Source organism: Ruegeria sp. YTSC003 (assembly GCF_059609785.1).
Genome location: NZ_JBXWMK010000008.1, coordinates 126,071 through 148,789, shown reverse-complemented (window position 1 = coordinate 148,789; position 22,719 = coordinate 126,071). Strand labels below are relative to the sequence as shown.

Below are 22,719 nucleotides of genomic sequence, written 5' to 3'. Positions count from 1 at the left end.
CTCAGGATAAGGCTAAACCGGTTCTGGCCGGGCAGCCTCGCGCCCTGCTCGCCATCCCAACAGGGCACCTGCGATTGCAATCAAGCCAATCCCGCCAATCTGCATCGGCCCGATCGCCTGCCCGAAAGCCGCAAAGGCAAAGAGCGGACCAAAAATCATGACCGAGTACTCAAAGACCGCGACATAGGACGGCTCGCCCACCTGATAGGCCTTGATCAACATGAAGACGGCAATCGTGGAACCAACCGCCTGTATTGCGATCCACGGCAATGCAGGTTGCATCTGCCAGACCCAACCCCGCGCGGCGAAGCCGGCGGGACCATCCGGCGCGGCCACCGGAAACAGCTCAAGTACCAGAAGGCCAATCGCCCCGGCCGATCCCAGCGTGATGATCATCGCAGCCAGCAGCGCCACGGTGCTTTCATCGGAACAATGGCTGCGCGTGATAACGGCACTCAGCGCGTAGAACAGACCCCCGGCGACCGGCAACAGGCTGCGAGTATCGAAATCGTAGGGGTCAAGCTGCAGCACGCACAGAATTCCCGCAAACCCCAGTAGAACCGCAACAATACGCCAAGGGCCAATCCGCTGCTTCATTGCCAGGGCCGAGATCAAAAGGACAAAAATCGGCGATGTGAACAACCCGGCCAGCGCCTGCGCAATCGGCATGACCGCAAGCGATGCGAAATAGAACAACATGGCCAGGGTGATCAGTACGCTGCGCAGAATCACCGGGCCAAATCGTTTCGGGCGCATACTGCCCAGCCCCAATAGCGATAGACCGAAGATCAGCGGCAACATTAGCAACGCGCGGCTCAGGTGGAATTGCCACAGGCCAACCGTTTCCGCCAACAGGATCACCACATTGTCGATCACCCCGATGATCGCCATGGCGCTGATCATCAGCACCGATGCCAGTATCGGTGAGGTCTGAGTGTCCGCCTGCATCTTTCGCCTCGGTAAAATGGTGGGGCACGACAGGACAACCCTGCACGTGTCGTTGTATCCAGCACATTTATCGCAGATGGCGCAACTGGTTTGCGCCCTTTGAATTTACCATGTTAAGCTGGGGCAAAATAATAACGAGCAAACCTCACCTTGATGACGGCTCTGAAACAGTACCAACGGATCGAAGCCACCGGTCTGTGGCGCCCCTCGCCCGACGTGCAGCGGCGCGAGGTTGTGGTGTCGATTGGCGAAGCAACGCTGACGATTTCTGATTTCAACGACCGGGCACTGACGCACTGGTCGCTGGCAGCTTTGGAGCGGCAGAATCCCGGAAGCTATCCAGCCATCTTCAACCCGGACGGCGACCCCGACGAAACGCTGGAGCTGGAAGAAACAGAGACCACGATGATCGCGGCGATCGACCGTTTGCAAAAGGCAATTGATCGGTCGCGACCGCATCCCGGACGGTTGCGTTGGCTTAGTGTTGCGGGTGTGATTGCTGCAGTTGCCGCATTATTGCTGCTTTGGGTTCCAGCCGCGCTGCAAAACCACGTCGTTTCTGTTGTCCCCGAGATTAAGCGATACGATATCGGGGATGCGATCCTGCACCGGATTGAACGGGTTTCTGGTGTCTCGTGCACCTCAGAGGATGCGCAGGCTGCGTTGGACCAACTGGCAGCCCGAACCGGCGTGCGAGAGGTCGTTATTCTGCCCGCGGGGGTACAATCAAGCCTCGGCCTACCTGGTGGGATCATTCTGCTGAACCGCTCATTGGTCGAAGATCACGAGGACCCATCCATCGCTGCCGGTTACATCATCGCCGAACGCGCGCGAGCCGCCGCACAAGACCCATTGGACGAGGTGCTGGATCGAACTGGCCCAACCACGGCGTTCCGCCTGCTGACAACCGGAGAGCTGACGCCCGAGATCGTTGACGCCTATACCGAACAGGTCTTGTCAGAACCGCGCCCAACTTTGCCCGATCAAGCTTTGCTAGAGGTTTTTGCCCAGGCGGCGCTGCCTTCAACGCCATATGCCTATGCTGTGGATGTCACGGGGGAAGACACTCTCGGCCTGATCGAGGCTGACCCGATGGCCGGGCGCCCGCTGCCGCAAGTACTGCCGGACCGCGATTGGGTCCGACTGCAGAATATCTGTGGCGAGTAAGCCGGTTACTTGGTGCCGAACATCCGGTCGCCGGCATCGCCCAACCCAGGCATGATATACCCTTTCGAGTTCAACTCGCGATCCAGCGACGCCGTGACGATGTTCACGTCAGGATGCGCCTCTTTCATGCGGGCGACGCCTTCGGGCGCGGCCAGCAGGCAGAGGAAACGGATATCGGTCGCCCCGGCTTCTTTCAGCAAATCAATCGCCGCAGCCGAGCTGTTGCCGGTTGCCAGCATCGGATCAACCGCGATGACCAGCCGATCCTTCAGACCTTCAGGCGCTTTGAAGTAGTATTGCACAGGCTTCAGGGTTTCTTCGTCGCGGTACAGCCCGACAAACCCGACACGGGCCGAGGGGACCAGTTCCAGCACCCCGTCCAACATTCCGTTTCCGGCACGCAGGATCGACACCAGAGCCAGTTTTTTACCGGCCAGAATGGGGGCGTCCATTTCCTCCATTGGTGTTTCAATGTGCCGGGTGGTCAGCTTCAGCTCACGCGTGACCTCATAGGCCAACAGCAGCGTGATCTCGCGCAACAGCTGGCGGAACACGGCGGTCGAGGTGCCCTTATCCCGCATGAGCGTCAGTTTGTGCTGCACCAGCGGGTGGTCAACGACGGTCAGGTGTTCGCTCATGTTCTCTCCAGTCTTTTCTTCACCCGTTCGCGGGTGTCATCATCGCAGAAGGCCGCGTTCAGGGCTGTGTCGTTCAGGGCCGCAAAATCCTCGGCGTCCCAGCCAAAGGCCTGATGCAGCATCTCATATTCGCGCCGCATTGTGGTATGGAAAAACGGCGGATCGTCGGTGGAAACTGTGACGTTTACACCCTGATCGCGCAACCGGGCAATCGGATGTGCCGCAAAATCTGGGAACAGGCCCAGAACCACGTTGGAACCGGGGCAGACTTCAAGCGTGACTTCGCGGTCAACAAGTTCCCGGATCAGATCGTCGTCCTCAATGGCCCGCACGCCGTGGCCGACCCGTTCGACACCGAGGTCCCGAACAGCATCGCGAACGCTTTCGGGGCCGCCGAACTCTCCGGCATGGGTGGTCAAGCGCAGCCCAGCTTCGCGGGCACATTCAAAGGCCCATTTGAAATCGCCCTGCGTCCCGACGCCCTCGTTTCCGCCCATTCCAAATCCGGTGATCCAATTACCAGCGGTTTCCGCCGCGCAAAAAGCGCTTTGTTTTGCCTGCTCGGGTCCGAAATGACGAACACAGGTGACAACGCCGCGCAGGGAGATATCGAACTTGCGCTCGGCCTCGTCCGCCGCGTCCTGAATGGCGTTCAGATAGTCACGCCAGGCGTGCACATCCCCGCCGCCGCAGAAATCTGGGCTGAGGAAGGTTTCCGAGTAGACCACCCCATTCGCAGCGCTTTCCTCTAGAATGGCCAAAGTCAGGCGACGGAAATCCTCGGGCGATTTAAGTACTTCGCAGGCGGCCTCGTAGACGCTGAGAAAGTGGGCGAAGTCGCGGAAGTCATAACTTCCGTCTGATTTAAAGATACCGCTCAGGTCTATGCGTTTTTCATGCGCAAGCTGGCGGATGAAATCAGGCGGCGCTGCACCTTCATGGTGCAGGTGCAACTCGATTTTTGGTAGGTCTGCGACGGTCATAGAAAACTCTTCCCCGGCCCTTGTGCCGGAATGTTCAGATGGTGTGCGATACTTGCGGCGACATCGGCAAAATCGACGGCCCCGATTTGGTCCGTGCCTTGCCCGGCGATCAGAACGGGCACCTGTTCGCGCGTGTGGTCGGTGCCGATCCAACTGGGATCGTTGCCGTGATCGGCGGTCAAAAGCATAAGATCGCCCGGGCGCAGTTTTTTCAGGATCACACCGATTTCGCGGTCGAACCGTTCTAGCGCGCGGGCATAGCCGCTGATATCGCGGCGGTGGCCATAGAGGCTGTCGAATTCAACAAAATTGGCAAAGGTCAGGCTACCCTCTTCGGCCACATCGACCAGATCAGACAGGTGACCCATCAACTCGGCATCCGACCCTTTTCGCAGCGTGTCGATTCCTTGCATCGAAAAGATGTCACCAATCTTGCCCACGGCATGAACCTGACGGCCTGCGTCTTGTGCCCAATTTGTCAGAACTGGCGCGGGGGGTAGGATCGCGAAATCCTTGCGGTTGGTGGTGCGGGTAAATCCCTCTTCAGGTGTACCAACAAACGGCCGTGCGATAACGCGGCCAACTTTCATCTCATGCAATCGCGGGGCGAGCGCTTTGCACATCTCCAGCAGACGGTCGAGGCCAAAGCTCTCTTCATGCGCGGCGATCTGAAACACGCTGTCGGCGGAAGTGTAGCAGATGGGCCAGCCGGTCCGTATATGCTCGGCCCCCAAATCGGCGATAATGGTCGTGCCCGAGGCGTGACAATCACCCAGAATACCGTCTGTTCCAGCCGCCTGTGCCGCAGCCCGGCTTAGGTCGGCAGGGAATGAAGGCGTGGTATCCGGGAAATAATGCCATTCCCACGGCACCGGCAGACCGGCCAGCTCCCAATGGCCCGAAGGTGTATCCTTGCCCAGTGAATGCTCTCTCGCGCACCCCCAGCGCCCAGACGGATCGACCTCCAACCCCGGCGTTTCAGCTCCTGATGCCAACCGCGTTGCCGCCCCCAACCCAAGCGCATCCAAGTTTGGCAGGTGCAGCGCGCCTGAGCGCCCGTCTTCTGCCAGTCCTTCGGCGCAAGCTTGTGCAATATGGGCAAGTGTGTTTGCACCCGTGTCCGGCACATCGCCATTGAAAAACCGATCAGCATCCGGCGCGCCGCCGATGCCAACCGAGTCCATTACCACAAGAAACGCGCGGGTCACGGCGTAATCCTTTCGTGGACAAGGATGGGCTCTGCCGGGGCATCGGCACCTATCGTGATCGCGCCGAGAACGGTCTCCGCGGCCTGCCGCGCGGCATCCTCCCGGGACGCGTGGATTACTGCTAACGGCGCACCCTTCTCGACTTTGTCGCCTAGCCGGACGATGTCAGACAGACCCACGGCCGGGTCGATGACGTCGTCTTCAACCTGCCGTCCACCGCCCAGTGCTACAACTGTCAGGCCCAGCGCCTCACCGTTAATCGCAGTGATGTGTCCGTTGGTCGGTGCCGGAACTTCAAGGATCACGCTGGCCTCTGGCAAGTACCGGGACCAGTTGTCAACAAACTGCAGCGGCGCGCCTACGGCTGCCATCATGCGCCCAAAGCGTTCAGCTGCACGACCATCGCGGATGACATCCGTGATCTTGTCGCGCCCTTCATCGGCAGTTGCGAACATTCCAGCATCGGCCAGCAATACTCCACCTAACTCGGCCGAGATTTCCGCCAGCGGGGCATAGGGGTCTTGCGTCATGACCTTCATCACCTCGGCCACTTCCAACGCATTGCCCAGCGCAGGCGCCAAAGGTTGGTGCATATCGGTGATAACCGCCGAGGTCCGGCAGCCTGCTGCATTCGCAGTTTCCGACAAGGCACGCGCCAGTTTGCGCGCATCCTCCAACGTTTTCATAAATGCACCGCTGCCGACCTTGACGTCCAGCACCAAGGCCTCGGGGCTGGCGGCCAGTTTCTTGGACAGGATCGACGCTGTGATCAGGTCCAGGCTTTCAACGGTCGCCGTCACATCACGGATCGCATAAAGGCGCTTGTCGGCCGGGGCGATCTGCCCCGTAGCCCCGACAATGGCCGCGCCGGTCTCATGCAAAATCTGCCTGAGGCGGTCCTGACTGATCTGGGTGCTGACACCGGGAATGGCCTCAAGCTTGTCCAGTGTTCCGCCGGTGTGACCCAACCCCCGACCCGAGATCATGGGGACATAGGCGCCCAATTCGGCCAGTGCAGGGGCGAGCACGAGGCTGACACTGTCCCCGACCCCACCAGTCGAGTGTTTGTCGATTACCGGGCCATCGAAATCCCAGCTGAGCACATCACCGCTGTCGCGCATTGCGATCGTCAGATCGGCGCGCCCTTTGGTACCCAATCCGCCCATGCAGACGGCCATGGCAAAAGCGCCCGCTTGGGCGTCGCTGACACCACCATCGGCCAGTCCTTGCGCGAACCAGTTCAGCTCATCTCCGGTCGGCACCTCGTTCCGGCGCAGTTTTGCAATGATCGAACGGGCGTCCATTGGATCAGACGTCCTCCATGTGCGAGGCGTCGAAAGCGCCCGGCAGCAATTGTCCAATCGTGGTTACAAACTCGGCGCCATCCACGGTCGCCAGCGTCACCTTGACGTCCCGCTTGCCAAATTCGGCCAGCTTTTGCCGGCAACCGCCACAGGGCGGAACCGGTTGCGGACTTGAGGCAACAACATAGACCTCGGACAATTCCTGTTCGCCCGCAGCGACCATCGCAGCGATTGCCCCGGCCTCGGCACAAGTGCCTTCGGGATAGGCCACGTTTTCCACGTTGCAACCCGCGTGGACCTCGCCGGATGCGGACCGGATCGCCGCCCCAACCTTGAAGTTGGAATAAGGCGCATAGGCTTTTTCCCGAACAGACAGTGCTGCATCTTTCAAAGTCATGGCGATTCCCCGTTTTTGATCAACTGGTCAGAAAATCATACCCTAAAGGAAAGAGCGCAGGGAGTTGAACCCCCGCGCGCAAGATTCCTGGGCTAAAATCCTCTTAGCCCAGCTTGGTATTGAAGATCCCCGGAAGCGTAACCTCAAGCAATTCGACATCATCGGAAGGATCGGACAGTTTGGTGCGCATACCGGGCGGGATCACGAACGCATCCCCTTGTTCCAAACGGAACGGATCGCGCCCTTCACCTTTCAGAGTTACCTCGCCCGTCATGACGAAGGTAAAATGGATATCCGTGTCATGCGTTGCCCAGATCGGTTCACCCTGCCCTTTTCGTACGACCTGCACGCCTGCAACACCTTTGGTATTCTCGGCAATCGTCGTGTCGCGACAGATGTATCCTGGCAGGCGAAATGGTCCCCACGCTGATTTCTCGGCTTTGTTATAAACAAAACGCTGCCCTTGCCATTCGCGGTCCGGGCGGAAATTCGGCGTAGGCAGGTCCATCTCGTGGTCGATTTCGGTGACATGTTCGGCGGGAACACCGATTTCGATCACCTGAACATTATTCGAGGCTTCAAGAACCCGGTGGCGGATTTCTGGGGGTTGGATAAAGCAATCCCCAGCTGTCAGGCGCATTTTGTCGCCCTGATCCTCGTAGACGACGTCGACCCAACCATGGATGCAGAAAATCAGTTGAAACCCGACCTTGTGGAAATGCACCATATCCGGCACCGGGCCCCCATCGGGTATACGGATATGGCTGGCGATGATCGATCCACCTAGCCGATCCGGCACAAGATCGCGGTAATGCATCCCTGCCCGCCCGATGATCCATGGGGCCTGATCCTTGAGCCTGCGCACCACGAAGGAATGCACCGTTTCGGGCATCACCATCGGAGGGTTCATTTCATCAATCTCAACCCGCGTGCCGTTGGGCGCGACCAAAGTACGCTGCCCATCAGCAAAACCGTCAGGATCGTCTGTCAGGATACGGATCGTACCAGCGGCCTCGGGCGCGTCCTTCTCGACCCGAAGGCGCAACCCGTGGCCGGAAAACACGGCAACACGCGGATCGTCGGCGGGATAGATCATATCCATCTTCATACCGAGCACTTTTGTGTAGAACGGGATGTCGTCGCGCAGCTCGCCTGTCGGCAGACGGATTTCAGCGCGTGTCTGGCAGTTGTTTCTGGTTGAGGTCATTCAGCGTCTCTTCGGCATCGGATTTTGGCCATCCGATCAGAACAGAAGCCAAAATGCCAATCGAAAAGAACATCTCAAGCGTTTCTTCCAAAACAAAGAGCCGTACTGTCATAAGTGTGGACAGATCTGCCTGGTAAATTCCGGAAACTTCCTCGAGCAGCTGAGCGGTTACCGCCAGCAATCCCGCCAGCACGAAAATCACGAAAAAAGGCGCCCGTCGCTTTACCGCCTGCCAAGCCGCCGGGGCTCCATGCCATAGGGCACCTCCGATCACGATGACGGCCAGAACCACCCGGATCAGCGTCATATCAAGCAAATTATCCAAACCGTTCAGGACCCAATATGGCAGGCTGTCAACTGGATAGATTTCCGCCTCAAGCTCTCTTTCCGCCAGCAACAGACAGACCAGTGCGATGTAAAGACGAGTTATGCCGGGATAGCGCCAGAGCGCAGCCAGGCCCGCGACAAACAGCGCAGCGGCCGAGATCGTTTCGAACAATCCGCCCTCTTCGTTCAGAGCAAGGGCTAGAACCGGCCAGATACCGACGGCGGCAAGGACAAGGATGGCGATCAGCAAAACCGATATGTAAACGGCGCGATCCGGACCAACAACAACCTGGTCCGCCGGGAAGGCGGTCCCGGCCTGAAATTCATCTTTATAGCTCATTTATGGCTTTCAGTGCTCGACAGGTCTAGGTTGGCTCCAAAGTTGCCCGAATGTAAAAGCAATACGACGCTTTTCAACGGGACGTCGGTGAACTTTAGCAAAACTGTTGCAAAATGACGTAGCGTAGCCAAAGCCGGGGAAATAGTTTAACACTAAATCAAATTTTCTGAGGAGTTGAGTCGCCGATGTCGGACACACCCAGCCTGCGGCAGGCCGCGCTTGAATATCACGCCCACCCAAAGCCCGGTAAGCTTGAAATCAAAGCGACCAAACCAATGGCAAACGGCCGCGATCTGGCACGCGCCTATTCACCCGGTGTGGCCGAAGCCAGCCTGGAAATCAAAGCGGATCCTGCAAACGCCGAGCTGTATACCGCACGCGGGAATCTGGTTGCGGTCGTCTCAAACGGGACAGCGGTTCTGGGGCTGGGAAACATTGGCGCGCTTGCATCCAAACCGGTGATGGAAGGCAAGGCCGTCTTGTTCAAGAAATTCGCCGGGATCGATTGTTTCGACATCGAGGTCGATCAACCCGACCCCGAGAAACTGGCGGATATCGTTTGTGCATTGGAGCCGACCTTTGGCGCGATCAACCTTGAAGACATCAAAGCGCCGGACTGTTTCATCGTCGAAAAGCTGTGCCGGGAACGAATGAACATCCCTGTCTTTCATGACGACCAGCACGGCACCGCCATTGTCGTGGGTGCCGCGGCCAAGAATGCGCTGTTCGTTGCGGGCAAGAATTTCGAAGACGTCAAAGTGGTCTCAACCGGTGGCGGCGCAGCGGGAATTGCCTGCCTGATGATGCTGGTCAAGCTGGGCGTCAAGCGCGAGAATATCTGGCTGTGCGACATTCACGGGCTTGTTTATGAAGGCCGTGAAGAGGACATGAATCCGCATAAGGACCAATTCGCGCAAAAAACGGACTTGCGGACACTGGACGATGTGATCGGGGATGCAGACTTGTTCCTTGGCCTCAGCGGGCCGAACGTCCTGAAGCCCGAGATGGTTGAGAAAATGGCCAAGCGCCCGATCATCTTCGCGCTGGCCAATCCGAGCCCGGAAATTTTGCCGCAAGCAGCACGTGAAGTCGCGCCGGACGCGATTATTGCCACGGGCCGCAGCGACTTCCCCAATCAGGTCAACAACGTTTTGTGTTTCCCTTTCATCTTCCGAGGCGCGCTGGACGTGGGGGCGACCGAAATCAACGATGAAATGCAGATCGCCTGCGTGGACGGGATCGCTGAGATGGCCCGGGCGACGACCAGCGCCGAGGCGGCAGCGGCCTATAAAGGTGAGCAACTGACTTTTGGCCCCGATTATCTGATCCCCAAACCCTTTGACCCGCGCCTTGTCGGCGTCGTGTCCTCGGCCGTTGCCAAAGCCGCGATGGAAAGCGGTGTGGCCAAGCGCCCGATCACGGACATCGAGGCATACAAAGAGCGGTTGAATCAGTCCGTATTCAAGTCTGCCCTGCTAATGCGCCCTGTCTTTGAGGCTGCGGCCGTGGCCTCGCGCCGGATCGTGTTTGCCGAGGGTGAGGACGAGCGCGTTCTGCGCGCAGCCCAGGCCATTCTCGAAGAAACAACCGAAACCCCGATCTTGATCGGCCGCCCCGAAGTGATCAACGCACGATGCGAGCGGCTGGGGCTGACGGTCCGTCCCGGCAAAGACTTCCAGATTGTGAACCCGCAAGACGACCCGCGTTATTACGACTACTGGAACTCGTATCACGAGATTATGCAGCGCCGCGGTGTCACGCCGGATCTGGCCAAGGCGATCATGCGCACAAACAACACCGCCATTGCGGCCATCATGGTGCAACGTGGTGAGGCAGACAGCATGATCTGCGGTACCTTCGGCGAGTATCGTTGGCACCTGAACTACGTAGAACAGGTTCTGGGCGATGGCGATCTTCACCCGCATGGCGCGCTGTCGCTGATGATCCTCGAGGACGGACCGCTGTTCATTGCCGATACCCATGTTCGGCAGCTGCCAACCCCAGAAGAGCTGGCCGAGTCGACCATTGGCGCCGCGCGTCATGTTCGGCGTTTCGGGATCGAGCCTAAAATCGCCTTCTGTTCTCAGTCGCAGTTTGGCAATCAGGCTGAAGGATCGGGCAAAAGGTTGCGGGCGGCACTGGATATCCTCGACGCCGAGCCGCGCGATTTCACATATGAAGGTGAAATGAATCTGGATCTGGCCCTCGACCCTGAACTGCGTTCGCGGATCTTCCCGAACTCACGCCTGAAAGGAACAGCAAACGTTCTGATCTTTGCCCATGCGGATGCGGCGAGCGGAGTGCGCAATATCCTGAAAATGAAGGCCGATGGCTTGGAGGTCGGCCCGATCCTGATGGGCATGGGCAACAAGGCGCATATCGTGACACCGTCGATCACAGCGCGCGGATTGCTGAATATGGCGGCGATCGCGGGTACACCCGTAGCGCATTACGGTTAATAAACCTGAGCACAGTATTCAGGGCGCCAGTATCGGCGCCCTGTTTGATTCACAGCAGGCAATAATTTGCACGCCAAAATATTCAACTTTGCAAAAGTGCATTATTGATCGCAAAAAGTCAGCAAAAAGGCGATGATTTGCAACAATTTGCAGGCCAGCCTGCGGATTCCTGCAAATTTTTTGCGATAAAGTGACGCTCCGTCACAGCGCTCGCTTGTGCGGTGCCCCCTGGCCACATAACACATTTCTCAAGGAGATTTAGGAGGAGTTCACTGTGGCATATCAGGACATTTACGAAGGTTGGAAATCGGATCCAGAGGCTTTTTGGATGAACGCTGCAAAGGCAATTGACTGGGTTCAACCGCCGACCAAAGCCCTGTTTGACGATAACGCCCCTTTGTATGAGTGGTTCAGCGATGCCAAAGTGAACACCTGCTGGAACGCGGTCGACCGGCATGTCGAAAATGGTCGCGGCGAACAGGCCGCAATCATCTATGACAGCCCGATCACGCACACCAAGCGCGAGATTTCATATGTCGAACTGCGCAATCGCGTGGCCAATCTGGCCGGGGCATTGCGTGCCAAGGGCGTGGAAAAGGGCGACCGGGTCATCATCTATATGCCAATGATCCCCGAAGCGCTGGAGGCCATGCTCGCCTGCGCCCGTCTGGGGGCCGTGCACTCGGTGGTATTCGGCGGCTTTGCCAGCAATGAGCTGGCTGTCCGGATCGACGACGCCAAACCCAAGGCGATCATCGCCGCATCCTGCGGGATGGAACCGGGTCGCGTCGTGCATTACAAACCCCTGCTGGACGGGGCCATCGACATGGCTAACCACAAGCCCGAATTCTGTGTGGTCTTCCAGCGCGAGCAGGAAGTGGCGCAATTAATTGAAGGGCGCGACTACAACTGGCACGGCTTCCAGTACGGAGTCGAACCGGCCGAATGCGTTCCGGTCGATGGCAATGATCCGGCATACATCCTGTACACCTCGGGCACGACCGGCGCGCCCAAGGGCGTTGTGCGTCCGACCGCAGGCCATTTGGTGGCGCTGAACTGGACGATGAAAAATATCTACGATGTCGATCCGGGCGATGTGTTCTGGGCAGCGTCGGATGTGGGCTGGGTCGTAGGACACTCCTACATTTGTTATGCTCCGTTGATTCACGGCAACACGACGATTGTGTTTGAAGGCAAGCCCGTTGGCACGCCCGACGCAGGCACGTTCTGGCGGGTGATTTCCGAGCATAAGGTCAAAAGCTTTTTCACCGCCCCAACCGCCATCCGCGCCGTCAAACGCGAAGATCCCAAGGGCGAGATGTTGGCGAAGTATGACCTCACCTGCCTGCGCGCCCTATATCTGGCCGGTGAGCGGGCTGATCCCGACACGATCGAATGGGCGCAGGACGCGCTGAAGGTGCCGGTGATCGATCATTGGTGGCAGACAGAAACAGGCTGGACCATCGCCGGCAACCCACTGGGGATCGAGGAACTGCCGGTCAAGCTGGGTTCACCCGCCAAACCGATGCCGGGCTATGACGTGCAGATATTGGACGAAGGCGGTCATCCGATGAAGCCAGGTGAGTTGGGCGCAATTGCGATCAAGCTCCCCCTGCCCCCGGGCACCTTGCCAACGCTGTGGAATGCCGAGGATCGGTTCAAAAGTTCCTACCTGAACCAATTCCCCGGTTATTACGAGACCGGCGATGCAGGTATGGTGGACGAGGATGGGTACCTTTACATCATGGCGCGCACCGATGACGTGATCAACGTCGCTGGCCACCGCTTGTCGACCGGCGGGATGGAAGAGGTTCTGGCCGCCCACCCCGACGTGGCCGAATGTGCAGTGATTGGTGTGACGGACCAGTTGAAGGGTCAAATGCCGGTGGGGTTCCTATGCCTGAATGCGGGCTGTGACCGCGACCATGGCGAGGTGGTTCAGGATGTGGTCAAACTGGTCCGCGAAAAGATCGGTCCGGTTGCCGCGTTCAAACTGGCCGTTGTGGTCGACCGCCTCCCCAAGACACGGTCAGGTAAGATTCTGCGTGGAACGATGGTGTCGATTGCAGACAGCAAGGACTACAAGATGCCAGCGACCATTGATGATCCCGCCATTCTGGATGAAATCACCGACGCGTTGAAAACCCTTGGCTACGCTCAGTAACAGACATGCGGGCGACGATCCGTCGCCCGCCGCCTGTCTTTCTCTTGCAACCTGAAACAAGCCCCCTACTGTCATCCCAAGACAGCGAGGGCCCATGACACAAACCGATATCTGGCGTCTGAACGCCACCGACCTGACCGCCTTGACCCGCAGCGGTGAGTTGAGCGCGCTGGAGGTCACTCAAAATGCAGTCGACCGAATGCATCAGGCCAACCCAGACCTGAACGCGGTGGTCAAAGACCTGAGCACCGAGGCGTTCGAGCGTGCGCGTGAACTGGATGCGGCCGTGGCAAGCGGTGCACCCGTGGGGCCTTTGCATGGCGTTCCCGTCACTATCAAGATCAACGTCGATCAAAAGGGGTACGCGACCTCGAACGGTGTTGTTGCCCTGAAGAATGTGATCGCGCCCGACGACGCGCCGGTTGTGCGCAATCTGCAGAATGCCGGGGCCATCGTGATCGGGCGGACTAATACGCCCGAATTCTCATTCCGCGCCGATACAGACAACCCGCTGCATGGCCGGACACATAACCCGTGGGGCCGCCATATCTCGCCCGGTGGGTCTTCGGGCGGGGCCGGTGCGGGCGTGATGGCTGGGATCGGCGCGCTGGCGCATGGCAACGACATCGGTGGCAGTCTGCGGTTTCCCGCGGCGGCCAATGGCGCGGTCACGGTCAAACCCGGGTTGGGGCGTGTCCCCGCTTGGAACCCCAGCCAACAAGCCGAACGCGGAATTCTGGCACAATCCATGTCGGTGCAGGGGCTGATTACCCGCTCTGCCGCCGACTTGCATCTGTCCATGCCCAGCTTGGTCGCCGCCGACCCGCGCGATCCGTTTCACGTTTCAATGCCGTGGCGCGGGGAAGCCTTGGAAGGCCCCATAAAAGTGGCCTTCACCAAAAACACCTTCGGCTATGCGCTGCACCCCGAGGTCGACAAGGCGCTGGACACGGCCCGCGATGCGTTGGTCGACGCTGGCTATCTGGTGGAAGAGATCGACCCGCCGGATGTATTCGAGTGCGGTCGGTCTGGGTATCGCGCCTTGATGGGCGAAGTTCTGACCCTGATGCAAAGCGACATCAAGGCAGCAGGATCTGAAACCATCCGCGAAATCTTTGATGTCTATTTCCAAGAGTTCCCACCCATCGTGGACACCGACCTGATCCGGATGCTGGCCAAGCGCAGCCACTACGCCCGCGAGTGGTCACTGTTTATGGAAGACTATGCTTTGGTCTTGTCGCCCTTCCTGCCGCAACCATTCTTCAAGCCGGATCGGGACACCGAAGGTGCCGAAGGGGTGCACGAGGTTCTTGGCTGCGCCGTTTATTCCTATGCGATGAACTTCCTTGGCCTGCCCGCCGCTTGCGTTCCGTCCCGGCTGGCGGATTTGCCCAGCGGCCCGCAGCCGATCAATGTCCAGATCGCTGCCCGCCGCTGGCGCGAAGATATGGCCGTGGATGCCGCCGCTGCAATTGAGGCGCGCGTCGGTCAGATGTGCTTGCCGTTGTGGGAGAAGATGGGCACGTAGTGCGACCCAAAACGAAAATAGACCCCGGGTTTTTGTGCCCGGGGTCCGCTTACTAAAATAAGCCCAGATATCATTAACGAGCGTAGCACCACCTACCCTCGCCAGCGCGTAAACTGCGCTATCGTTCGAAAACGTCGTTTGGTGGCCACTCACTCCCACCGAGACGTGTTCTCCGGGCAAGATCAGATTAGCGGAAAGTTAATGAAGCTCATGTGAACTGCTTCACACAACTTCTAAAAAATTCGTAAGTCCCAAAATTTAGGTGAATTGCTCGGATATCAGGCGCTCTTCCAACCCATGCCCTGGGTCGAATAAAATGCGGTGCTGGATTGCAGGTTCAGAGCGGATCTCAACCCAGTCGATATCAGCGAAAGACACCGAATCTGCATCCGCCATGACCGGGCGCTTGTCCGCATCCAGCACATCAAAACGCACCTTGGCGATCTTGGGCAACAGCGCGCCGCGCCACCGGCGTGGCCTGAATGCAGCAATAGCCGTCAGAGCAAGAACATCTGATCCAATTGGCAGAATCGGGCCGTGAGCCGAGTAGTTGTAGGCGGTCGATCCGGCGGGCGTAGACAGCAGTGCACCATCGCAGACCAGCTCATCCATACGAACACGGCCATCGACGCTTATCCTGAGGCGCGCAGCCTGTGGTCCGGCGCGCAGCAGCGACACCTCGTTGATCGCCAGCGCCTCGTGCATCTTACCTGACTGATCCATCGCACGCATGGCCAGTGGGTTGATGACTTCTTCCTCGGCTTCCCCCAGACGGGCCATAAGGTCCCCCTCGTGGAATTCGTTCATCAGAAAGCCGATTGTGCCGCGATTCATGCCATAAACCGGTGTATCCAGGTGCTGCATGCTGTGCAGCGTATGGAGCATGAACCCGTCACCGCCCAGTGCAACGACCACATCGGCATCCCGCGGTGCCGCGTTTCCATAACGTTTCACCAGCACGTCGCGGGCTGTTTGGGCCACTTTGACGTCGCTGGCGAGGAAAGCGATTCTCTGGATCATTTGTTGCGGTTTCCGGTCTTGCACATTTGGTTCCGAAACAACCATACCTTTCCCCGATAAGCCAGACTTGACGCCGCAGCGGGCCAATTCGTCGCTTTAAAGCTTTTGCGCATGTACCGTTTCCGATAGGAAATCCGCAAGATTCTTACCCAGCCATGTGGAGCCCCTATGAACGCCAATCTCCGTGATACCGGATTTTTCACCCAGTCCCTGTCTGACCGTGATCCCGAGCTGTTCGGCTCGATCACATCCGAGCTGGGTCGTCAGCGCGACGAGATCGAGTTGATCGCATCCGAAAACATCGTCTCTGCCGCCGTGATGGAAGCACAAGGCTCGGTGATGACCAACAAATACGCCGAAGGGTATCCCGGACGGCGTTACTATGGCGGCTGCCAATACGTGGACATCGCCGAAAATCTGGCCATCGACCGCGCCAAAGAACTGTTTGGCTGCGGCTTTGCCAACGTTCAGCCGAACTCGGGCTCTCAGGCCAATCAGGGCGTGTTCCAGGCATTGATCCAACCCGGCGACACCATTCTGGGCATGAGCCTGGACGCAGGCGGTCACCTGACACACGGCGCGCGCCCCAACCAGTCGGGCAAGTGGTTCAATGCGGTGCAGTATGGTGTCCGCAAAGAAGACAACATGCTGGACTATGATCAGGTCGAGGCGCTGGCAAAAGAACACCAACCCAAGCTGATCATCGCCGGTGGTTCCGCGATTCCGCGACAGATCGACTTTGCCCGCATGCGCGAGATCGCCGACATGGTCGGCGCCTACCTGCACGTCGACATGGCGCACTTCGCCGGTCTGGTGGCAGCGGGTGAGCACCCCAGCCCCTTCCCGCATGCGCATGTGGCGACCACCACCACGCACAAAACCCTGCGCGGTCCGCGTGGCGGCATGATCCTGACCAATGATGAAGATATCGCTAAGAAAGTGAATTCGGCCATCTTCCCCGGCATTCAGGGCGGCCCGCTGATGCATGTGATCGCAGCCAAGGCAGTCGCTTTTGGCGAGGCGCTGCAGCCTGCATTCAAGGACTACATCAGGCAGGTCGTCGTGAACGCACAGGCGCTGTCAGACCAGCTGATCAAAGGTGGTCTGGACACGGTGACCCACGGTACCGACACCCATGTGGTGCTGGTCGATCTGCGACCCAAAGGCGTGACCGGCAACATTGTCGACAAGGCTCTGGGCCGGGCGCATATCACCTGCAACAAGAACGGCGTGCCGTTTGACCCGGAAAAACCGACCATTACGTCGGGCATCCGTCTGGGCTCCCCCGCCGGCACCACCCGCGGCTTTGGCGAGATCGAGTTCCGCCAGATTGCAGATTGGATCATCGAAGTCGTCGACGGTCTGGCCGCCAACGGCGAAGACGGCAATGGCGCGGTTGAAGCCAAGGTCAAAGCCGAGGTTGCAGAGCTTTGCGCTAAATTCCCGATCTATCCAAACCTGTAATCCACACAGGGATCACAGATCAGAACGGCGTCCAATGGGCGCCGTTTTTTGTTGGGAATGCAGTCAGATGTAACCGCGCCAGCGCAGAACAAACACGGCCAAAGCCGCCAGTGCCAGAAACCCCAAAGCAACCGCCCCCAGAAAATTCAGGAACCAGCCCCAGCGGCGATCGGCCAGGTTTATACCGCTCAGATGGGTCTGAACTTCTTCCGATGCCTTGGCCAGTTTCGGAGCGTCCAAAACCAACCGTAACTTGGGGTGCGAGGCCATTTGCTCGGCACCCGCCAGCAACATTGCCTGCTTGTATACGCGGCGCGGCAATCGGCGCTTGGCCTTGCGGACCGAAGCCGTCAGCGTCTGGTCCTTTACACCCAGTTTTTCACGCAGCAATTGCACTGTCTGCGCGATCTGGCTTTGGATATCTGTGGTTTGCGACATGACGTTGCCTCCTGCCTGCGCAATCTAACCTCAGCCCGCAGGGGCGACAATGGGGGCTGGTCGTTTCAAACGCACGCAGGTATCAAACCAGAATGCTGAACACGATCATTCACGGTGAACCGACCTCAAACCCTCCTCTGCTGATTGCGCATGGGCTGTATGGATCAGCCCGAAACTGGGGGGTTATTGCGCGCCGACTATGTGACGAAAGGCAGGTCGTTGCAGTCGATATGCGTAACCACGCCTACAGCGAATGGACAGATCAGCACGGTTATCCCGATTTGGCCGAAGATCTGGCCGAGGTGATCCTGCACCTTGGCGGCAAAGCGGATGTTGTCGGGCATTCGATGGGTGGTAAGGCTGCGATGATGTTGGCGCTGAGCCACGGAGAATTGGTGCACAAGCTGGTTGTGGCGGACATTGCGCCCGTTACTTATTCGCACAGCCAAATCCAATTCATCGAAGCCATGCGAGCCGTGGATTTTTCAACGATTGAAAGACGCTCGGACGCCGAGGGACAGTTGGCAGCGCAGGGCGTCGAAAAAGCTTTGCAGAGCTTTTTCACGCAATCTTTGGACGTCAAAGGGAAGCGTTGGCTTCTAAACCTTGACACGCTGGCGGCCGAGATGCCCAAAATCATGGGCTTTCCGGAAATTGATGCATCCTGGAACGGCCCCGCCCTGTTTTTGTCCGGTGGCGATTCCGATTACGTCCTGCCCGAACATCGCAGCACCATCCGCGCGCATTTTCCCGCCGCACGATTTGCGAAAATCCCCGGCGCAGGCCATTGGCTGCACGCCGAGAAACCTCGTGAGTTTGAAGCCGCTGTCAGGACCTACCTGAACGCCTGATCAGGCTGTGTTCTGGTACAGTTTCTTCGCCACCAACCAGGACACTGGCAAGGCCGCCACACAGCCAGCCGCGGCTGCTGAAACGATTGCAACCGTAGACACCAATCCCGCGCAATAACGCCTGACCCCGCCAGAGCGGTTGCGATCAAAGTATACAGGATGGAGGCAAGGCGTAGCATCGTCAGTTGTCCTTTTGTCAGAAGCCCGATTATCGCTTTAGACAACTGGTCTGCTATACGCCTTGATCTGCGTCAGATTTCAACGGACAGAGGTCAGAAATCAGGCCACTTCGCCGCCACCGTTGACCCAGTCCGGCAACCCACCGATGTTGTAGACCTTTTCATACCCCATATCTTTCAACAGCTTGCCCGCCAGTGCCGCACGACCACCTGCCGCGCAATACAGCACGATTGCGCGGTCCTTGCGCAGCTCGGGGTCATGGGATTTCAGCGCGTCGTCAGCGCGGAATTCAAGCATACCGCGTGGGATATGATGCGCGCCTTGCGCACGGCCGGTTTGCTGCAGCTCGACCGCGTCGCGTACGTCCAGCAATAATGCACCCTGCCCCATCAATTTCTTTGCTGTGTTTGTGTCGATCCGTTCGACGGCAGCGTTTGCTGCCTCCATCATCTGGCCTACGGTTAATGGCATAAAGCGTCCCCTCTGGTGAATCTCACCAGAGGCTAACACGGTAAACCGGGAAAGAGCAGGTCTATAGAGCGATCAGTGCTCGCGGAAGGCGCGCGACATACTGTCTGTCACAGGCTTTGCAATATAGGCCGCAAAGGTGCGTTCCTCGGTCTGGATCATGATCTCGGCGGGCATTCCGGGTGTGGGAACAAATCCACGCACGCGGTCCATCTCATCGGGTTCCAGCGAAATGCGCGCCAGATAAACCTCTTGCGGAATTCCTCCAGAATCTTCCACCAGCGCGTCCGCCGAGACATAGTAGACCTCGCCGCTCAGCACAGGAGTGGTACGCTGGTTAAGCCCGACCAGTCGAACCGTTGCTTGCTGCCCCATCACGACGCTGTCGATTTCCGTTCGGGGGATCTGCGCCTCGATAATCAGGGGGGCATCCGAAGGCAGGATTTCCGCGATAGGCTCACCAGTTTCGATAACACCGCCAGCCGTATGATAGTGCAATCGCACTACGGTTCCCGTAACCGGGGCGCGCACAACCGCACGGTCCAGAACGCTTCGGGCCTGCCGGGATTTTTCGCGCACACTTTCCAGATCAGCCGCAATCACGCTCAATTCATCCAACGCAGCCTCGCGATAGGCTGATCGCGTGCGGGAAATCTGTTCTTCGTATTTCAGAAGCATCTGGTTGATTTCAGCCGTTTCAGCCGTCAACCGCGCCAGTTGGCCCTCGGCCTCGGCCTGCACGCGGCGGATCGTGTTGATGTCGCCCTTACGCACCAACCCTTTTTTGAACAGTGCTTGTTTGGTTTCGAACTCTTCCTGCAAAATTTCCGAACGCCGAACCATACTTTCCAACTGCGCCTCGAACCCGCTTGAGCGAATTTTCAACGCTTCCATGTTGCGTTCCAGCAAAGCGATGTCGTTTAGCAACGTCTTACGGGATACATCAAAGCTTATTTTTTGCCCGTCAAGGATCGCCATCACCTCGACATCGTTCGACGCTTCAATCAGTTCCGGCGAGAACTCAAGCCGATCGCGCTCATTGTTTTCAGCGGACAAGCGCTGGGACATGGCTTGCAGGCGAATTTTGCGGATGAACAGTTCGCGTTCGTTTGACTCGGCCGAAGTCTGGTCGAGGGTCATAAGAACTTGCCCTTTGATAACGGCTTGACCCTCGATGACTTTGATATCTTCGATGATCCCACCTTCGAGGTGCTGAACAATCTTATTGCGACCTGTGGCAACAAAGCTGCCCTGCGCAATGACCGCCGCGGCCAATGGCGCACTAAAGGACCAGATGCCAAACCCGCCAAAGCAGACAACCAGCAAGATCACACCGATGGTAACAAAGCGGTGGATCGACCGCGGCACCTCGGCATACCAAACTGCTGGATCCTTGGGGTCATTGTTTACGGGTACAACTTCGTTCATTTTGGCCCCCCCTGCTGCGACTGAATACCTGGTTTGTTCCCACGCGAGGCGTTCAACTGTTGCAGCACCTGTTCACGGTGACCAAACAGCGCCACACGACCATCTGTCAGCAGCATAATTTTGTCGACAACGCTCAACAGCGTCGGTTTCTGGGTGATCACCACGACGGTAATCTTGCTTTCCTTGGCCTGTTCAATCGCCCGCGACAGCGCCTGATCACCGGCAACGTCTAGGTTCGAGTTCGGCTCGTCCAGAACCACCATGCGCGGATTGCCAAAGAAAGCGCGGGCCAGTGCGATACGCTGCTTTTGCCCGCCCGACAGCGGTGAGCCATCTGCCGCAACCACAGTTTCATACCCTTGTGGCAACGTGGCAATCATGTTGTGCACATCAGCCAGAACAGCGGCGTCGTGGATTTGCTCATCTGTCGCGTCGGCACGCATCCGGCCGATATTGTCTTTGATCGTACCGGGGAACAGCTGAACATCCTGCGGCAAATAACCGATGCTCTCACCAAACTGACGTGGGTCCCAGTTGCGGATATCCATCAGATCCAGACGAACACTGCCGGAGGTCGGCAGGATCGACCCAACCAGCGTTTTGCCCAACGTGGTTTTTCCCGCCCCAGAATTGCCGATAACGGCAAGTGTTTCGCCGGGATTAAGCGAAAAACTGATGCCGTTCAGGACAACACGTTTGGTGCCACCCGGAACATAAAGAAGGCGCTCCACATCCATGCGCCCCTCGGGACGCGGCAGGCGCAACTTTTCAAATTGCAGGGCCGAATTGGACAAAAGGTTCTTGATGCGCCCAAAAGCGGCACGTGTCAGCAGGAATGCATTCCAGCCTTCGATCGACCCTTCGATAGGTGCAAATGCGCGCCCGGCGATGATCGAAGCGGCGATGACCATACCGCCAGTGATCTCGCCCTGCAGCGCCAGATAAGCGCCCCAGCCCAGAATGGCAATTTGTGTCAGCAGGCGTATCGCACGCGAGATGGCCGCGAAGATCACGTTCCTGTCCTGCGCCCGTACTTGCCATGTCAGAGATTGTGCCGTGTCGCGACCCCAGATGCGCACCGCCTCGGGGATCATCGCCAGAGCGTTGATGATCTGGCTGTTACGCGCCATCGAGTCGAGGTGCAGGTTCGCCATTGATTGGGATCTGTTCGCCTCGGCAAATGGCTTGGCAGTCATTTTCTGGTTAATCACCGCGATAATCATCAGCAACAGCGCGGTTACGATAACGATTGATCCCAGCTGCGGATGCACCAGGAAGATCATCAAGATGAACAGCGGCGCAAAGGGGACGTCGAGAAATGAGATCAATGTGCCTGACACCAGAAATCCGCGCACTTGCTGAAGATCGCCCAGCGTCTGGTATTCCCGGCCGTTGCCGTGCAGCGACGCATGTGCTGCCGCACTTAGAACGGGCGCGCCCAATCGCGCGGCAACCTCGACCGCTGTACGCATCAGAATAAAACGGCGCACCGCGTCAAATGCCGCCTGAAAGATCACAGCCCCTGCAACAATGGCGGTCAGCATGATCAGCGTATCCAAAGACCGGCTGGTCAGCACCCGGTCACTGATTTGAAACAGGTAGATCGGGATCGCAAGGATAAGGATGTTGGTCGCGCAGGTCAGAACCAGGACAAATGCCAGATTGCGCCAGATCGCCTTTAGAGAGGTGCGCAGAGTATTTTGGAAATCCTCTGGCGGCGTGCGTTTGTGGAATGTCTGGGGTGGCCCGTTGCCGTCACCTCCGCCCGTTTGTCGGAGTTGCATCGGCTCGTTCGCCTTGGCCTCGATAGTGGCACCTAAGTGTTCACCGCCCTTCGAGCGCGTTTGGGGGGTCACCCGCGCAGTCGTTTCTGTGGCGGTGTTAGGATCGGGGCTTTGGGCTTCTTCGGCCACCCCAGCGTCGCGGCCCTGGGCATTCTGATCTTGATCGGGCTGCGACTGTTCGCGCCGGGGCGAAGCCGCGGCACGAGTTGGTGGTTCCGACCTGGTTTTGGTCGCCTGCTTTTTGGGCTTCACAGCTTTTGCGGCAACCGCATCGTCCTTTTTCGCAGTCATCTTGGGACTGTCCTCTGGATCTGGTACACGCATTTCTTTGTTCAAACGCAAACTTGGCGTCTTAGCTGCTTTTGGTAGGGATTTATCGCTGCCATGCGGCTGCGTGGGCGTGCCAACGCCCTCAA

19 protein-coding genes are annotated in these 22,719 nt (G+C 58.2%); 6 read left to right on the top strand and 13 right to left on the bottom strand.

The annotated features are described in order from the left end of the window. Positions 1 to 12: 12 nt before the first annotated feature. Positions 13 to 948: a DMT family transporter gene (locus AC2FFH_RS15890; protein WP_496844780.1), complete on the bottom strand. Its 936-nt coding sequence runs from the start codon at positions 946 to 948 to the stop codon at positions 13 to 15. A gap of 153 nt (positions 949 to 1,101) precedes the next feature. Here AC2FFH_RS15890 and AC2FFH_RS15885 point away from each other — a divergent pair, with 153 nt between their 5' ends. Continuing rightward, positions 1,102 to 2,115, top strand: coding sequence for a hypothetical protein (locus AC2FFH_RS15885; RefSeq protein ID WP_496844779.1), 1,014 nt, complete (start codon positions 1,102 to 1,104; stop codon positions 2,113 to 2,115). A gap of 5 nt (positions 2,116 to 2,120) precedes the next feature. Here the strand turns inward: AC2FFH_RS15885 and upp are convergent, their stop codons facing one another. From upp to AC2FFH_RS15850, 7 genes are all read right to left on the bottom strand, one after another. Beyond that, positions 2,121 to 2,753, bottom strand: coding sequence for a uracil phosphoribosyltransferase (gene upp, locus AC2FFH_RS15880; protein ID WP_058274218.1), 633 nt, complete (start codon positions 2,751 to 2,753; stop codon positions 2,121 to 2,123). Continuing rightward, entirely contained in the window at positions 2,750 to 3,736 is a 987-nt protein-coding gene (locus AC2FFH_RS15875) for an adenosine deaminase (RefSeq protein ID WP_496844778.1), read from the bottom strand. Before AC2FFH_RS15875 ends, upp begins: the two co-directional genes overlap by 4 nt. Continuing rightward, on the bottom strand, positions 3,733 to 4,944 hold the full coding sequence (locus tag AC2FFH_RS15870; RefSeq protein WP_496844777.1) for a phosphopentomutase: 1,212 nt from the start codon (positions 4,942 to 4,944) through the stop codon (positions 3,733 to 3,735). The genes AC2FFH_RS15875 and AC2FFH_RS15870 overlap by 4 nt, the downstream gene beginning before the upstream one ends. Next, entirely contained in the window at positions 4,941 to 6,248 is a 1,308-nt protein-coding gene (locus tag AC2FFH_RS15865; RefSeq protein WP_496844776.1) for a thymidine phosphorylase, read from the bottom strand. The genes AC2FFH_RS15870 and AC2FFH_RS15865 overlap by 4 nt, the downstream gene beginning before the upstream one ends. Positions 6,249 to 6,252: 4 nt before the next feature. Beyond that, complete coding sequence (locus AC2FFH_RS15860) at positions 6,253 to 6,645, bottom strand: cytidine deaminase (protein ID WP_108860194.1); 393 nt, start codon at positions 6,643 to 6,645, stop codon at positions 6,253 to 6,255. 103 nt (positions 6,646 to 6,748) lie between these two features. Then, entirely contained in the window at positions 6,749 to 7,852 is a 1,104-nt protein-coding gene (locus AC2FFH_RS15855) for a cupin domain-containing protein (RefSeq protein ID WP_496768273.1), read from the bottom strand. Continuing rightward, positions 7,815 to 8,519: a hypothetical protein gene (locus AC2FFH_RS15850; RefSeq protein WP_496768271.1), complete on the bottom strand. Its 705-nt coding sequence runs from the start codon at positions 8,517 to 8,519 to the stop codon at positions 7,815 to 7,817. Before AC2FFH_RS15850 ends, AC2FFH_RS15855 begins: the two co-directional genes overlap by 38 nt. 185 nt (positions 8,520 to 8,704) lie before the next feature. Between AC2FFH_RS15850 and AC2FFH_RS15845 the strand changes: the two genes are divergently transcribed. The 3 genes from AC2FFH_RS15845 to AC2FFH_RS15835 all read left to right on the top strand — a co-directional run bounded on the left by AC2FFH_RS15845 (position 8,705) and on the right by AC2FFH_RS15835 (position 14,670). Continuing rightward, a complete protein-coding gene (locus tag AC2FFH_RS15845; RefSeq protein WP_496768269.1) occupies positions 8,705 to 10,978 on the top strand; it encodes an NADP-dependent malic enzyme in 2,274 nt (757 codons plus the stop codon). A gap of 274 nt (positions 10,979 to 11,252) precedes the next feature. After that, the gene (prpE, locus tag AC2FFH_RS15840; RefSeq protein WP_496844775.1) at positions 11,253 to 13,142 is read left to right on the top strand and encodes a propionate-CoA ligase PrpE; all 1,890 of its coding nucleotides are present in this window, start codon (positions 11,253 to 11,255) and stop codon (positions 13,140 to 13,142) included. A 94-nt stretch (positions 13,143 to 13,236) separates the two neighbouring features. Further along, positions 13,237 to 14,670, top strand: coding sequence for an amidase family protein (locus AC2FFH_RS15835; RefSeq protein WP_496844773.1), 1,434 nt, complete (start codon positions 13,237 to 13,239; stop codon positions 14,668 to 14,670). 258 nt (positions 14,671 to 14,928) lie between these two features. Here AC2FFH_RS15835 and AC2FFH_RS15830 read toward each other — a convergent pair whose 3' ends face one another. Beyond that, positions 14,929 to 15,690: an NAD kinase gene (locus AC2FFH_RS15830; RefSeq protein ID WP_496768265.1), complete on the bottom strand. Its 762-nt coding sequence runs from the start codon at positions 15,688 to 15,690 to the stop codon at positions 14,929 to 14,931. 168 nt (positions 15,691 to 15,858) lie between these two features. On the opposite strand from AC2FFH_RS15830, the gene glyA reads away from it, so the two are divergent. Continuing rightward, positions 15,859 to 17,154: a serine hydroxymethyltransferase gene (gene glyA, locus AC2FFH_RS15825; RefSeq protein WP_496844772.1), complete on the top strand. Its 1,296-nt coding sequence runs from the start codon at positions 15,859 to 15,861 to the stop codon at positions 17,152 to 17,154. A gap of 63 nt (positions 17,155 to 17,217) precedes the next feature. Here the strand turns inward: glyA and AC2FFH_RS15820 are convergent, their stop codons facing one another. Beyond that, positions 17,218 to 17,592 carry a hypothetical protein gene (locus AC2FFH_RS15820; protein WP_496844771.1) on the bottom strand — a complete coding sequence of 125 codons (375 nt, stop codon included), beginning with the start codon at positions 17,590 to 17,592 and terminating at the stop codon, positions 17,218 to 17,220. 92 nt (positions 17,593 to 17,684) lie between these two features. Between AC2FFH_RS15820 and AC2FFH_RS15815 the strand changes: the two genes are divergently transcribed. Beyond that, entirely contained in the window at positions 17,685 to 18,443 is a 759-nt protein-coding gene (locus tag AC2FFH_RS15815) for an alpha/beta fold hydrolase (RefSeq protein ID WP_496739758.1), read from the top strand. 279 nt (positions 18,444 to 18,722) lie between these two features. Here AC2FFH_RS15815 and AC2FFH_RS15810 read toward each other — a convergent pair whose 3' ends face one another. From AC2FFH_RS15810 to AC2FFH_RS15800, 3 genes are all read right to left on the bottom strand, one after another. Next, on the bottom strand, positions 18,723 to 19,094 hold the full coding sequence (locus AC2FFH_RS15810; RefSeq protein ID WP_496739760.1) for a rhodanese-like domain-containing protein: 372 nt from the start codon (positions 19,092 to 19,094) through the stop codon (positions 18,723 to 18,725). A 72-nt stretch (positions 19,095 to 19,166) separates the two neighbouring features. Then, positions 19,167 to 20,519: an HlyD family type I secretion periplasmic adaptor subunit gene (locus AC2FFH_RS15805; protein WP_496768256.1), complete on the bottom strand. Its 1,353-nt coding sequence runs from the start codon at positions 20,517 to 20,519 to the stop codon at positions 19,167 to 19,169. Beyond that, entirely contained in the window at positions 20,516 to 22,594 is a 2,079-nt protein-coding gene (locus AC2FFH_RS15800; protein WP_496844769.1) for a type I secretion system permease/ATPase, read from the bottom strand. Before AC2FFH_RS15800 ends, AC2FFH_RS15805 begins: the two co-directional genes overlap by 4 nt. Between the last annotated feature and the right edge of the window lie 125 nt (positions 22,595 to 22,719).